Below are 13,139 nucleotides of genomic sequence, written 5' to 3' on the forward strand. Positions count from 1 at the left end.
CGGGAGCCGGGCGCCGCCCCGGTCAGCCGACCTGCCAGGTCCCGTTCGAGGCGAGCAGCGTGGCCAGGTCGCCCGGACCCCGCTTCTCGGACGCCTCGACGACCTGGTCGCCCACGGCGCTCGCGTACTCGGGACGATCGACGTCGCGGAACACCCCGAACGGGGTCGGCGAGTGGTCGTCGTCGCTGAGGCGGGCGAGGGCGAACGCGAGCGTCGGTCGTTCGTCGGCGGCGTCGTGCACGAGGATCGCGTCGAGCCCGACCTCGTCGACGTCGGCGAAGCGCAGGAACCCGTCGCTGCCCTGGACCACGCCCCGGCGCCGCTCGGCCCCGAACAGGATCGGCTCGCCGTGCACCAGGTCGATCATCATCTCGTCGCGCACGTTCCTCTTCGTGACGTCGTCGAACTGCCCGTCGTTGAACACGTTGCAGTTCTGGTAGATCTCGACGAACGAGGCGCCGCGGTGCTCGTGGGCCGCACGGAACGTCTCCTGCATGTGCTTGCGGTCGAGGTCGTGGGTGCGGGCGACGAAGCTGGCCTCGGCTCCGAGCGCGACCGACAGCGGGTTGAACGGCGGGTCGATGGATCCGAACGGGGTCGACTTGGTCACCTTGCCGACCTCGGAGGTCGGTGAGTACTGGCCCTTGGTGAGCCCGTAGATCCGGTTGTTGAACAGCAGGATGTTCAGGTTCACGTTGCGTCGCAGAGCGTGGATGAGGTGGTTGCCGCCGATCGACAGCCCGTCTCCGTCGCCGGTGATGACCCACACGTCGAGGTCGGGGCGAGCGGTCGCGACGCCGGTGGCGATGGCCGGGGCGCGACCGTGGATCGAGTGCATCCCGTAGGTGTCCATGTAGTACGGGAACCGGCTGGAGCAGCCGATGCCGGACACGAACACGGTGTTCTCGGGCGAGACGCCGAGCTCGGGCATCAGCTGCTGGACGGCGAGGAGGATGCCGTAGTCGCCGCATCCCGGGCACCAGCGCACCTCCTGGTCGCTGGTCCAGTCGGACTTGGTGGTCACGGCGACCTGCGCGGTGCTCATGAATCGGTTCCCTTCTCGTCGGTGCTGGCTGTCGTCGCGCCGGCGGGCGCGACGGTGCGGTCGGGCACATCGGCGGCCTCGGCGACGGCGGCGTCGATCGCGGCTTCGATCTCGCGCGACTTGAACGGCAGCCCGGCGACCTTCGACACCGAGGTGACGTCGACGAGGTAGGTGCCGCGCAGGTGGTGGGCGAGCTGACCCGAGTTGAGCTCGGGGAGCACGACGCGGCGGTACCGGCGGAGCAGGTCGCCGAGATCGGGCGGCAGGGGGTTGAGGTGGACGACGTGGGCCTTCGCGACCTTGACGCCGGCACGGCGGCGTCGCTGCACCGCGGCGTCGATCGCGGCCCAGGTCGAGCCCCAGCCGAGGACCAGCACGTCGGCGTCGACGTCGCCGCCGACCTCGGTCGGGGCGATGTCCGCCGCGACGGCGGCCACCTTCGCGGCGCGCAGCTCGGTCATCTTCTGGTGGTTGTCGGGGGTGTAGTCGATGTTGCCGGTGCCGTCGGCCTTCTCGAGCCCGCCGACGCGGTGCTCGAGGCCCGGCGTGCCCGGGATCGCCCACGGCCGTGCGAGCGTCTCGGGATCGCGCAGGTAGGGCCAGAACTCGGGGTTCCCGTCGGCGTCGACGTGGTTGGCCTCGGTGGCGAACGGGGTCGAGATGTCGGGCAGCGCGTCGACGTCGGGGAGCTTCCAGGGCTCGGAGCCGTTCGCGAGGTAGCCGTCCGACAGCAGGATCACCGGGGTGCGGAACTTGAGCGCGATGCGTGCCGCCTCGATCGCGGCGTGGAAGCAGTGCGCCGGGCTGTACGCCGCGACGATCGGGAGCGGGGACTCGCCGTGGCGGCCGTTGAGCGCGAGGTTGAGGTCGGATGCCTCGGTCTTGGTCGGCAACCCGGTGGACGGCCCGCCGCGCTGGATGTCGACGATCAGCATCGGGAGCTCGATCGCGACGCCGAGCGAGATGGTCTCGCTCTTCAGCGCGACTCCCGGGCCGCTCGTCGTCGTCACGCCGAGGTGCCCCGCGAAGGCGGCGCCGAGCGCCATGCCCACGGCGGCGATCTCGTCCTCCGCCTGGAGGGTGCGGATCCCGAAGTGCTTCTGCTTCGACAGCTCGTGGAGGATGTCGCTCGCCGGCGTGATCGGGTACGAGCCGAGCGTCACCGGGAGCCGGGCGAGCTGGCCGGCGGCGACGAGACCCCACGACAGCGCCTGGTTCCCGGTGACCGAGGTGTAGGTGCCGGCGGGGAGCCGGGCGGGGCGGACCTCGTAGCGGTGGCCGACGGCCTCGGTCGTCTCGCCGAAGTTGAACCCGGCGTGGAACGCGGCCTTGTTCGCCGCCGCGACCTGCGCGCTCTTCGAGAACCGCTCGTCGATCCACTCCTCGGTCGGCTCGATCGGCCGGGTGTACATCCACGACACGAGCCCGAGGGCGAAGAAGTTCTTCGAGCGCTCCGCGTCGCGGGGCTTCACCCCGAGCGGCTCGCAGACCTGCTTGGTGAGGCTGGTCATCGGGACCCTCAGGACCCGGTAGCCGTTGAGCGAGTCGTCGAGGAGGGGGTTGACCGCCTCGCCCGCGTCGTCGACGTAGCCCGCCTTGTCGAGGTCGCGGTCGCCGAAGCTGTCCTCGTTGACGATCAGCGTCCCGCCGATCTCGAGGCGGTGCAGGTCAGCCTTCAGCGCGGCCGGGTTCATCGCGACGAGCACGTTCGGCTCGTCGCCCGGCGTCGTGATCTCGTGGTCCGCGATGTTGACCTGGAACGCCGAGACCCCGTTCACCGTCCCGGCGGGAGCTCGGATCTCCGCCGGGAAGTCGGGCAGCGTCGACAGGTCGTTGCCGAACGACGCGCTCACCGAGGTGAACCGATCGCCGGTGAGCTGCATCCCGTCGCCGGAGTCGCCGGCGAAGCGCACGACGAGGTGGTCGAGGACGCGGTCGCCGTCCTCGGTGTCCGACCGTTCGATGGTGTCGGTCATCATGTCCCCCTGGGAACGTCCGATCCCGCACGCCGTCCCCACGACGCCCGGACGCTCCGGCACCGTTGCCGGAGCTCGTGCGCGTCACCGTAGCGAACCGGTGCCCCACGAGGAGACTGCGCCGTGCGACTGCACCCTCGGTCGTCGTCGACCACCACGGGTGGTCGACGTCGGCAGCGCCGTCGATCCTGGCCGATGCGCTCCTCGTGCCGAGCTGCGACACTCGACGACGATGCTGTTCCACGAGCTCGCCGTGGCGTCCGACGAGGTGGCGGCCACGACCAAGCGCAACGACAAGGTCGCCGTGCTCGCCGACGTGCTCGTCCGGCTCGCACCCGACGAGATCGAACCCGCCTCCGCCTTCCTGGTCGGCACCACGCCGATCGGTCGCATCGGCGTGGGGTGGTCGACCCTGTCGTCGACCCGCGACGACGCGGCGGAGGTGGCCGAGCTGGAGGTCGTCGAGATCGACCGGGCGCTGCGCGACCTCGAGGCGCTCGCGGGCGTCGGGGTGCAGGCCGCTCGGCGTGCCGCCCTCGGCGACCTGCTCGCGCGGGCGACCGAGCCCGAGCAGCGCCTGCTGCGCGCGATCCTGCACGGCGAGCTGCGCCAGGGCGCTCTCGCCGGGGTCCTCACCACGGCGGTCGCCCGGGCCGCGGACGTGCCGGTCACCTCGGTCCGGCGGGCGGCGATGATGGCCGGCGACCTCGGCACCGCCGCCCGGGCGGCGCTCGTCGACGGGCGCGCCGGGCTCGACGCGGTCCGCCTCGAGCCGCTGCGACCGGTCCAGCCGATGCTGGCGAGTCCCGCGGCCGGCGTGTCCGAGGCCCTGGCCGAGCTCGGGGAGGCCCAGGTGGACTGGAAGCTCGACGGCGCCCGACTCCAGGCGCACCGGCGGGGGAGCGAGGTCGCGCTGTTCACCCGCAACCTGAACGACGTGACCGCGCGCCTCCCCGGCGTCGTCGAGGTGGTGCGCGCCCTGCCCGGCGGCGACCTGGTGCTCGACGGCGAGGCGATGGGTCTCGCCGACGACGGCACGCCCCGTCGGTTCCAGGACACGATGGGCGACTTCTCGGCCGACGAGATCCACGCCCGCGGGGTCTCGTTGCGGGCGTTCTTCTTCGACGTCCTCGTCGCCGACGGTCGAGCGGTCCACGACGAGCCCCTGTCGGCGAGGCGCGACGTCCTCGCCGAGGTGGTGCCCGAGGGGTCGCGGCTCCCGTCGATCGTGACCGGTGACGTGGTCGAGGCGGAGGCGTTCCTCGACCGGGCGATCACCGCCGGCCACGAGGGGGTCATGGTGAAGGACCTCGCCCAGCCCTACGAAGCGGGTCGTCGCGGCAAGGGGTGGCGCAAGGTGAAGCCGGTCCACACCCTCGACCTGGTGGTGCTGGCCGTCGAGTGGGGCAGCGGTCGACGGCGCGGGTTCCTGTCGAACATCCACCTCGGGGCGCGCGACGACTCGGGCGGCTTCGTGATGGTCGGCAAGACGTTCAAGGGGATGACCGACGAGATGCTCCGGTGGCAGACCGAGCGCTTCACCGAGCTGAAGGTCGGCGAGGGGGTGGTCGAGCGGGGCCGCGAGCGGCGCCACGCCGTCCGACTGCGCCCGGAGCAGGTGGTCGAGATCGCGGTCGACGGCGTCCAGGCCTCGACCACCTACGACGGCGGCGTGGCTCTCCGCTTCGCCCGGGTGAAGGGCTACCGCCACGACAAGTCCCCGGCGGAGGCCGACACGATCGAGGCCGTGCGGGCGATGCTGCGCGGGGCGCCCGGTCGAGCGGCCGACGGCGACGACCGCACGTAGGCTCGAGCGATGCGTCGTCGCCCGTTGCTGATCCCCCTCGTCACCGTCGCCATGGCGTTGGGCGCGTGCTCGTCGGACGACGGCGACCCCGACGTCCCGGACGTCGACGACCCGGTCACCGGGACCGGTGGCGTCGCGACGATCGACGGCGGGGGGTTCGCCGAGGTGACGGGGACGGCGCCCGCCTCGGACGGCTCGACGGACGTCGGATCCGGTGACGGCGCTGGATCCGGGACGACCGGGGGCACGGATCCCGGCGGCGGTGGTGGCCTCACCGGGATCGACGGACCCGCGTCCGTGGACGACGGCGCCGGGGTGGACGACGGCGGCTAGGTTCCCGGAGCGCCATGGCGACCCTGCGATTCAGCTTCGGGACGATGGGCTCGGGCAAGAGCACCGTCGCGCTCCAGATCCACCACAACCTGGCGACGCGCCAGCTCTTCGGGCTGCTGCTGACGGCGCTCGACCGCGACGGCCACCGGGTGTCGAGTCGGCTCGGGGTGGCGGCGCCGGCCATCGACGTCCAGCCCGACGTCGACCTGTTCCGACTCGCGTCGGATCACTGGCCGATCCACTACGTGGTGTGCGACGAGGCCCAGTTCTACCGCGTCGAGCAGATCGAGCAGCTGGCCCGCGTCGTCGACGACCTCGCGGTCGACGTCTTCGCGTTCGGGCTGCTCACCGACTTCCGCGGCGAGCTGTTCGAGGGGACGCGGCGCCTGCTGGAGCTGGCCGACGAGCACGTCCCGCTGCAGGTCGAGGCCCGCTGCTGGTGCGGCGCGCGAGCGACCCACAACGCACGGGTGGTGAACGGGGCGGTCGTGCACGAGGGGGACACGATCGTGGTCGGCGACACCCGGGGGAGCGACGCCGACCGCCTCTTCGGTGACTCGGTGCGCTACGAGCTGCTGTGCCGCGCCCACTTCCGCACGGGTGACCTCGGCGGCTGACCGCACGGCCGCCGTGCGGTGACGCCCGCCCGGCGAGGCGACGACACCGGGCCGGTGCGCGGTGCGGGTTCAGCCTCCCGGGGCGGTCCGCCCGATGCCACGGCAGGTGACCGAGATCGCGAGGTGCACCAGCACGCCGGCGATGCGGAAGGCGACCGTCCCGAGCCGGTCGGGCCCGGGTGCCTCGCCGACGACGACCGTGACGACCGAGAGCGCCGCCACGACCACCATCGCGTTCGCGGACCACCGCACGAGTCGCAGCAGGATCGCGAGGGGCAGCTCCTGGGTCGGCCCGGCGAGCCAGGTCGCCACGCACAGCGCCGTGGCCGCCAGGGCGAGGACCGATGCGCTCGGGGGCAGGGTGATGAACACCAGCGCCTCGATCTTCTCCTCCCACACGTTCCCGAAGCGCGACGCGCCGATGCGCGTCGCGCGCTGGACCACGTCGAACAGCCAGAGGATCCACGCGGCGTGGACGAGGGCTCCGGTGATCGTGAGGGTGCGGATCAGGTCGCTCTGTCGAGCGTCTCCCACGTCAGTCCCAACTGCACCGCAGGCGCTTGATCCCGTTGATGAAGTTCGACTGGAGGTAGGCGGGCTCGCCGGTGATCCGCAGCGACGGCAGGCGCTCGATGATCTCGGAGAACATCACGGTGATCTCGCGCCGGGCGAGGTTCGCCCCGAGGCAGAAGTGCGGTCCGCCGGCCCCGAAGCCGACCTGGGCCGGCTGGGTCAGGCGGGTGACGTCGAAGCGGTGCGGGTCGTCGAACACCCGCTCGTCGCGGTTGCCGGAGTTGTAGAACATGACGACCTTCTCTCCGGCCGCGATCGGCTGACCGGCGATCTCGGTGTCCTCCGTCGCGGTGCGGCGGAAGTGGATCACCGGTGTCGCCCAGCGGACGAACTCCTCCACCGCGGTGCGGCGGTGCGCCTCGAAGTCGCCGTACAGGATCTCGCGCTGGTCGGGGTGCTCGGTGAGCGCGAGCATCGCGTGGCTGATGGCGTTGCGCGTCGTCTCGTTGCCGGCGACGACGAGGAGGATGAAGAAGGATCCGAACTCCTGCGCGCTGAGCTGCTCGCCGTCGACCTCGGCGGCCATCATCAGCGAGGTGATGTCGTCGCGCGGGTTCGCGCGCCGGTCCTCGCCGAGCGCCTGGGCGTAGGAGAACATCTCCAGCGAGTGGGCCATCAGGTCGTCGTAGGAGGTCACGAACTCGGGGTCGCCCACCCCGAGGATCGTGTTCGTCCACCGGAAGATCTGCTCGTGGTCCTCGGCGGGGATCCCGACCATGTCGCAGATCACCTCGAGGGGGAGCGCGGCGGCGACGTGCTCGACGAAGTCGCACGACCCGTCGAAGCGCTCCTGGATCCGGTCGACGATCCGACGGGCGGTGTCGGTGACGCCCGCCTCGACCCGGGCGACCTCCTTGGGGGTGAAGCCCTTCGACACGATCGAGCGGAGCCGGTGGTGCTTGGGGTCGTCCATGTTGATCATCGACCCGAAGAACTCGTTCATCTCCTGGGGGAGATCGCCGATGTTCGACCCCTGCCCGGAGCAGAACAGCGCCGGGTTCCGGCTGACCTGCCAGATGTCGGCGTGGCGCGTCAGCGCCCAGTACCCGTCGCCGGGCGGGAACGGGGCGCCCTCGATCACCCGCTCCTCGAAGTGGACGAGGCCGGGCGTGTCGCGCAGCGTCGTGAACGCGGCGCTGCGCTCGTCGCGCGGCCGAGCCCAGAACTCCATGTCCGAGAGGTCGATCTGCTCCAACGGGAGGTGGGTTCGCGTCGCCATCCGCTCGACTGTACGCGCCGGTCGGGCCGCGGGCACCCACGTGCACGGAGCCGGGCGGGTGCCGTCGGTGTCCACGCCGTGCCGCCTCGACGTTGCGGTCGGCCGATCGACCCGCGTTGACTGGGCGGATGCTGGATGCTGCCGAGATCGAACGGGCGCTCGTCGTCGTCGCCCACCCCGACGACGTCGACTTCGGAGCCGCCGGCACGGTCGCCACGTTGACCGACGCCGGCGTCGAGGTGGTCTACTGCTTGGTCACCGACGGCCAGGCCGGCGGTTTCGACCACTCCGTCCCGCGAGCCGAGATGGCCCGGATCCGCCGTCGGGAGCAGGCGGCCGCGGCGGCCGAGGTCGGCGTCACGGACCTGCGCTTCCTCGGGCACGTGGACGGCACGGTGGTCGCCGACCTCGACCTCCGCCACGACATCGCGCTGGTCATCCGCCAGGTGCGTCCCCAGGTCGTGATCACCCAGTCCCCGCTGCGCGACCTGGACTCGACCTACGGCTCCCACCCCGACCACATCGCGACCGGGGAGGCCACGATGGCGGCCGTCTACCCCGATGCGCGCAACCCGTTCGCGTTCACCGATCGCCCGATCGCGCAGCACGCGGACTGGAAGGTGTCGGAGGTGTGGATCCCGTTCGGCGCCGGGGCGGCCGACGCCGTCGACATCACCGATCAGCTCGAGCGCAAGCTGCGTGCGCTGATGTGCCACGAGAGCCAGCACCCCGATCCGGAGGCCACCGTCGAGCGGGTGCGCACCTGGTGGCAGGACATCGCCGCTCAGCACGACATGCCGGCGGGGACGAGCGCCGAGGCGTTCCGCGTGCTCGACACCCGCTAGGGGGCCGTGGGGGCCGCCGATCGCTCAAGTCGCCCGACGTCACGGTCGATGACCTGGCATGGCCCTCTCGTTCCGTCGTCGTCCGAAGGGTGGCGAACGTCAGATCGACCGTCTCACGGGGGTGCTCGACCGTCGCCAGTTCGACCGCGACCTCGCGACCGGCATCGACCCGACGGAGGGCCCCACCGCGTCGCTGTGGATCGACGTCGACCACTTCGCGAACCACGTCCGTCGCCACGGCGCCGGGACCACCGACGCCGTGCTCGAGCGGATCTCCTGGGTCGTGATGGCGACGGTGCGCAGCACCGACATCGTGTATCGGGCCCGTCACTCGACCTTCTGCGTGCTGCTCCCGGCCACGACCGACGACGCCGCGTGGAAGGTGGCGAGCCGGATCCGGCGCAACGTCGAGCGCATCCCCGAGCTGGCGGACGCCGAGGTGACGGTCTCGATCGGGTTGGCCGTCGGCGCGTCCCACGACCTCGCGACCACGGTCGAGCGAGCCGACCGCGCACTCGTCGCCGGGACCGCGCACGGCCGCAACCAGGTGTTCCGGGACGGCGCCTCCGAGCGGTCGCGCCGCCGGGCGCGGCGCGGGCGACCGGGCGCGCACGCCGTCGAGCACGCCCCCGTGACCTGACCCCTCGTCCACCGCCCGACCGGGTCGGTGCCGCACGGCGCGAGCGCCGAACGCCACGGGTCGGGCGCACGACCGGGATTGGGGTCGTCGGGGTCCGGCGAATACGCTGGAGCGATGACCGAAGCAGTGATCGTCGCGACCGCCCGCAGCCCGATCGGACGCGCCGCGAAGGGGTCCCTCGTCGAGCTGCGCCCCGACGACATGTCCGCCCAGATCGTGCGCGCGCTGATGGACAAGGTCCCCGAGGTGTCGGCGTCCGACATCGAGGACCTGATCATGGGCTGCGGGCAGCCCGCCGGTGAGGCCGGCTTCAACATCGGTCGCATCGTCGCCGGCCTCGCCGGCCTCGACGACGTCCCCGGCGTCACCGTCAACCGGTACTGCTCGTCGTCGCTGCAGACCATCCGCATGGCCGCCCACGCCATCAAGGCCGGCGAGGGCGACTGCTTCATCGCCGCGGGCGTGGAAGCCGTCAGCCGCTACGCCTCGGGCGCGTCCGACACCGCCCCGAACCCGATCTTCTCGGAGCCGGGCGAGCGGACCGCCGAGCGCGCCGAGGGCGGGGCGCCCGACTGGACCCCGCCCGAGGGGCTCCCCGACTTCTACATCGCGATGGGCCAGACGGCCGAGAACGTGCGTGAGGTCGAGGGCGTGTCGCGCGAGGAGATGGACGAGTTCGGTGCCCGCAGCCAGCAGCGAGCGGTGGCCGCCGTCCAGCGCGGCCACTTCGAGAACGAGATCACCCCGCTGACCCTCCCCGACGGATCGGTCGTGTCGACCGACGACGGGCCGCGCGACGGCACGACCGTCGAGAAGCTCGCTCAGCTCAAGCCGGTGTTCCGCCCCGACGGTCAGATCACCGCCGGCAACGCGTGCCCGCTCAACGACGGCGCCGCCGCCGTGATGGTGATGAGCGACACGAGGGCTCGCGAGCTCGGCCTCACCCCCCTCGCCCGGATCGTCTCGTCCGGGGTCACGGGGTTGAACCCCGAGATCATGGGCCTCGGGCCGATCGAGGCGAGCCGCCAGGCGATGGAGCGCGCCGGGATGAGCGCCGACGACATCGACCTGGTCGAGATCAACGAGGCGTTCGCCGCCCAGGTGATCCCGTCGGCCGAGCACCTCGGCTTCGAGCTCGACAAGGTGAACATCAACGGTGGAGCGATCGCCCTCGGCCACCCGTTCGGGATGACCGGGGCGCGCATCATGACCAGCCTGATCAACAACCTGCGCAGCGAGGACAAGACCGTCGGCCTCGAGACGATGTGCGTCGGCGGCGGTCAGGGCATGGCCATGATCATCGAGCGGATCTGATCGACCCCGTCGGGGCGGACCCGACGCGCCGGTCGGTCACGAGCGATGCGCCGTGGCGCTCAGAAGTCCCAGCGGTTCGGCCGGTCGCAGCGCACGAGCACCGAGCCCGCGTCGTGGGGGCAACCCGTCGCCCTCAGCACGTACTGCTCGCCGCCGGTGCTGAGCTCGGCGAGCGCGTAGCCCTCGCTGCTGTCGCGCACCCCCGTCCCGCTGCCGATCGGGTGCAGCGAGGCGATCTGCAGCCCGGCCTCCTCGGCCTCCGCCCGCCACAGGTTGACCAGTCCCTGGCGCAGGCCCGGGTCGTCGAGCAGGTCGGTGCCCTCCAGCTTCAGCACGACGTTGCAGATGCTCACCGGCTGCAGGTGCGCGATCTCCACGACGTCGCCGCCGAGCTCGCCGTCGAGCATGATCACGACCGGCCCCTCGTCATCGGTGACCCCGCCGACGAAGCCGTAGCGCACGAGCGGGTAGCCGTCGTCGCCGGTGGTCTCGTACCGGATCCGGTCGCCGTGGCTGAACCGCCGCAGGTTGGTCATCGACGCACCTCCGCTGCCGGGCCGGCACCCACCTCGTCGAGCACGGCGTCGGACAGCTCGGGCCACACCCGCAGCGCCTCGGCGGCCCACTCGTCGAAGGGTCGGTCGGTCAGGGCGACCAGGGACACGTCGACGCTCGGATCGCGCCACGCCATCGTCCCCGCGCCACCGAAGTGACCGAAGGTGTCGGCGGAGTTGCGCGACCCGGTCCAGTGGGGGCGCTTGTCCCCCCTGATCTCGAACCCCAGTCCCCACGGGCACGTGTCGAAACGACCCACGCCCGGAACGATACCCCCCAAGGAGGGGAAGTGCTGGCGTCGGGCGTCGGCCGCGGTGGCCTCGGTGACCAGCGTCGGCGAGCGGACCTCGGCGAGGAACCGCACCATGTCGTCGACGCACGACCAGAGGCCGTGGGCGGGTGAGCCACGCAGCTCCGTCGACGTCATCTCCAGCGGCTCGAGCACGCCGAGCCGGAGGTACTCCTCGAACGGCATCGCCGCGGCCCGGGCCACGTGGGCCGCGGCCACCTCGATCCCCGTGTTCGAGTAGATCCGCTTGCGCTCCGGCGCGACGATCGGTCGCGGCGAATCGAAGCCGTACCCGCCGGCGTGGGCGAGGAGGTGGCGCAGGGTCCGTGTGGGTCGATCGTCGTCCGCCTGGTCCGGACCGACCGGGTCGTCGAGCGACACGACGCCCTCCTCGACCGCGACGAGCGTCGCCCAGGCGGTGACGGTCTTCGCGAGCGACGCCAGCCGCATCACGTGGTCGGTCGGACCCTCGCGGTCGTGCAGCTCACCGCCGACGAGGACGGCCGCCGCGACGGTGCCGACGGGCCAGGAGCGAACGAGGTCGAGCGCCCTGCCCATCGTGGCTCAGGTGAAGTCGCGGATCAGCTCGGCGACCCGGAACGCCAGATCGACGCTCTGGCGGCCGTTGAGCCGGGGATCGCAGACCGTCTGGTAGCGGTCGTCGAGCTGGCTGTCGGCGAGCTCCTCGGCCCCGCCGAGGCACTCGGTCACGTCGTCGCCGGTGAGCTCGACGTGGATCCCACCGGGCCAGGTCCCCTCGGCGCGGTGGGCACGGACGAAGCCGCCGATCTCGGCGACGATGTCGTCGAACTCGCGCGTCTTGCGTCCGCTCGGGGAGGTGAAGGTGTTCGCGTGCATCGGGTCGCAGGCCCACACCACCGGGTGCCCGGAGTCGGTCACCGCGCGCAGGAGGGGCCGCAACCCGTCCTCGATCGCGGACGCCCCCATCCGCGTGATCAGGGTCAGCCGACCCGGGATGCGCGACGGGTTGAGCACCTCGCACAGCTCGATCAGGTAGTCGGCGGTCGTGGTGGGGCCGACCTTGCACCCGATCGGGTTGCCGACCCCGCGCAGGAACTCGACGTGGGCGCCGTCGAGGTCACGGGTCCGCTCCCCGATCCACAGCATGTGCGCCGAGCAGTCGTACCAGGCGCCCGTCAGGCTGTCCTGGCGGGTCAGCGCCTGCTCGTAGCCGAGGATCAGCGCCTCGTGGGAGGTGTAGACGTCGACCTCGGAGAGGCTCGCGTTCTGCTCCGTCTCGATCCCGCAGGCGCGCATGAACGACAGCGCCCGGTCGATCTCCGACGCGAGCTGCTCGTAGCGCTGCCCGGCCGGGCTGGACGCCACGAACTCCTGGGTCCAGGAGTGGACGCGCGACAGGTCGGCGAAGCCGCCCTTGGTGAACGCACGCAGCAGGTTGAGCGTCGACGCCGACTGGTTGTAGGCCTGGACCAGCCGCTCGGGGTTCGGCATCCGAGCGGCTCCGGTCGAGGTGGGGTCGTTGACGATGTGGCCGCGGAACGACGGGATGTCGACGTCGCCCACGCGCTCGAAGTCCGACGAGCGCGGCTTGGCGAACTGCCCGGCGATGCGCCCCACCTTCACGGTCGGGACGCCGACGGAGTACGTCAGCACGATCGCCATCTGCAGGATGACGCGCAGCTTCTCGCGGATGTTGTCGGCCGAGAACTCCTCGAAGCTCTCGGCGCAGTCGCCCGCCTGGAGGAGGAACGCGTTGCCGGCGGCGACCTGGGCCAGGTCGCTCTGCAGGGAACGGGCCTCCTCGGCGAAGATCAGCGGCGGGAACTCGGCGATCGTCTTCAGCGAGGCCTCGAGCGCCCCCGGGTCGGGCCAGCGCGGCTGCTGGCCGACTCGGTGATCGAGCCACGACGACGGCGTCCACTGATCGCGCATCGCACCAGGCTA

13 protein-coding genes are annotated in these 13,139 nt (G+C 71.8%); 6 read left to right on the forward strand and 7 right to left on the reverse strand.

The window, feature by feature from the left end:
- Nucleotides 1-22: 22 nt before the first annotated feature.
- Complete coding sequence (locus ACOOHC_RS06850; RefSeq protein WP_420453257.1) at nucleotides 23-1,045, reverse strand: 2-oxoacid:ferredoxin oxidoreductase subunit beta; 1,023 nt, start codon at nucleotides 1,043-1,045, stop codon at nucleotides 23-25.
- Complete coding sequence (locus ACOOHC_RS06855; RefSeq protein ID WP_420453258.1) at nucleotides 1,042-3,021, reverse strand: 2-oxoacid:acceptor oxidoreductase subunit alpha; 1,980 nt, start codon at nucleotides 3,019-3,021, stop codon at nucleotides 1,042-1,044. The genes ACOOHC_RS06850 and ACOOHC_RS06855 overlap by 4 nt, the downstream gene beginning before the upstream one ends.
- A 232-nt stretch (nucleotides 3,022-3,253) precedes the next feature.
- On the opposite strand from ACOOHC_RS06855, the gene ACOOHC_RS06860 reads away from it, so the two are divergent.
- The 3 genes from ACOOHC_RS06860 to ACOOHC_RS06870 are packed head-to-tail and all read left to right on the forward strand — an operon-like array spanning nucleotide 3,254 to nucleotide 5,778.
- On the forward strand, nucleotides 3,254-4,828 hold the full coding sequence (locus ACOOHC_RS06860; protein ID WP_420453259.1) for an ATP-dependent DNA ligase: 1,575 nt from the start codon (nucleotides 3,254-3,256) through the stop codon (nucleotides 4,826-4,828).
- A gap of 9 nt (nucleotides 4,829-4,837) precedes the next feature.
- Nucleotides 4,838-5,161: a hypothetical protein gene (locus tag ACOOHC_RS06865; RefSeq protein ID WP_420453260.1), complete on the forward strand. Its 324-nt coding sequence runs from the start codon at nucleotides 4,838-4,840 to the stop codon at nucleotides 5,159-5,161.
- Between the two features lie 14 nt (nucleotides 5,162-5,175).
- The gene (locus tag ACOOHC_RS06870; protein ID WP_420453261.1) at nucleotides 5,176-5,778 is read left to right on the forward strand and encodes a thymidine kinase; all 603 of its coding nucleotides are present in this window, start codon (nucleotides 5,176-5,178) and stop codon (nucleotides 5,776-5,778) included.
- 69 nt (nucleotides 5,779-5,847) lie between these two features.
- On the opposite strand, the gene ACOOHC_RS06875 is transcribed toward ACOOHC_RS06870, so the two are convergent.
- Both ACOOHC_RS06875 and ACOOHC_RS06880 read right to left on the reverse strand, forming a co-directional pair.
- The gene (locus ACOOHC_RS06875; RefSeq protein WP_420453262.1) at nucleotides 5,848-6,312 is read right to left on the reverse strand and encodes a hypothetical protein; all 465 of its coding nucleotides are present in this window, start codon (nucleotides 6,310-6,312) and stop codon (nucleotides 5,848-5,850) included.
- 1 nt (nucleotide 6,313) lies between these two features.
- Nucleotides 6,314-7,570, reverse strand: coding sequence for a cytochrome P450 (locus ACOOHC_RS06880; RefSeq protein WP_420453263.1), 1,257 nt, complete (start codon nucleotides 7,568-7,570; stop codon nucleotides 6,314-6,316).
- A gap of 128 nt (nucleotides 7,571-7,698) precedes the next feature.
- Between ACOOHC_RS06880 and ACOOHC_RS06885 the strand changes: the two genes are divergently transcribed.
- The 3 genes from ACOOHC_RS06885 to ACOOHC_RS06895 all read left to right on the forward strand — a co-directional run bounded on the left by ACOOHC_RS06885 (nucleotide 7,699) and on the right by ACOOHC_RS06895 (nucleotide 10,369).
- Nucleotides 7,699-8,415, forward strand: coding sequence for a PIG-L deacetylase family protein (locus ACOOHC_RS06885; protein ID WP_420453264.1), 717 nt, complete (start codon nucleotides 7,699-7,701; stop codon nucleotides 8,413-8,415).
- Between the two features lie 58 nt (nucleotides 8,416-8,473).
- Nucleotides 8,474-9,055 (forward strand): GGDEF domain-containing protein, encoded by a 582-nt coding sequence (locus tag ACOOHC_RS06890; protein WP_420453265.1) that lies wholly within the window; start codon nucleotides 8,474-8,476, stop codon nucleotides 9,053-9,055.
- Nucleotides 9,056-9,169: 114 nt separating this feature from the next.
- Nucleotides 9,170-10,369, forward strand: a complete 1,200-nt coding sequence (locus tag ACOOHC_RS06895; protein WP_420453266.1) for an acetyl-CoA C-acetyltransferase — start codon at nucleotides 9,170-9,172, stop codon at nucleotides 10,367-10,369.
- Between the two features lie 59 nt (nucleotides 10,370-10,428).
- Here the strand turns inward: ACOOHC_RS06895 and ACOOHC_RS06900 are convergent, their stop codons facing one another.
- From ACOOHC_RS06900 to ACOOHC_RS06910, 3 genes are read right to left on the reverse strand one after another with little or no spacing between them, the layout of a single operon-like run.
- Nucleotides 10,429-10,905, reverse strand: a complete 477-nt coding sequence (locus ACOOHC_RS06900; protein ID WP_420453267.1) for a hypothetical protein — start codon at nucleotides 10,903-10,905, stop codon at nucleotides 10,429-10,431.
- Nucleotides 10,902-11,771, reverse strand: a complete 870-nt coding sequence (locus ACOOHC_RS06905) for a serine hydrolase domain-containing protein (protein ID WP_420453268.1) — start codon at nucleotides 11,769-11,771, stop codon at nucleotides 10,902-10,904. Before ACOOHC_RS06905 ends, ACOOHC_RS06900 begins: the two co-directional genes overlap by 4 nt.
- 6 nt (nucleotides 11,772-11,777) lie before the next feature.
- Entirely contained in the window at nucleotides 11,778-13,127 is a 1,350-nt protein-coding gene (locus ACOOHC_RS06910; protein ID WP_420453269.1) for a class II 3-deoxy-7-phosphoheptulonate synthase, read from the reverse strand.
- Between the last annotated feature and the right edge of the window lie 12 nt (nucleotides 13,128-13,139).

It is taken from the genome of Ilumatobacter sp., from assembly GCF_965215205.1.
GTDB lineage: Bacteria > Actinomycetota > Acidimicrobiia > Acidimicrobiales > Ilumatobacteraceae > Ilumatobacter_A.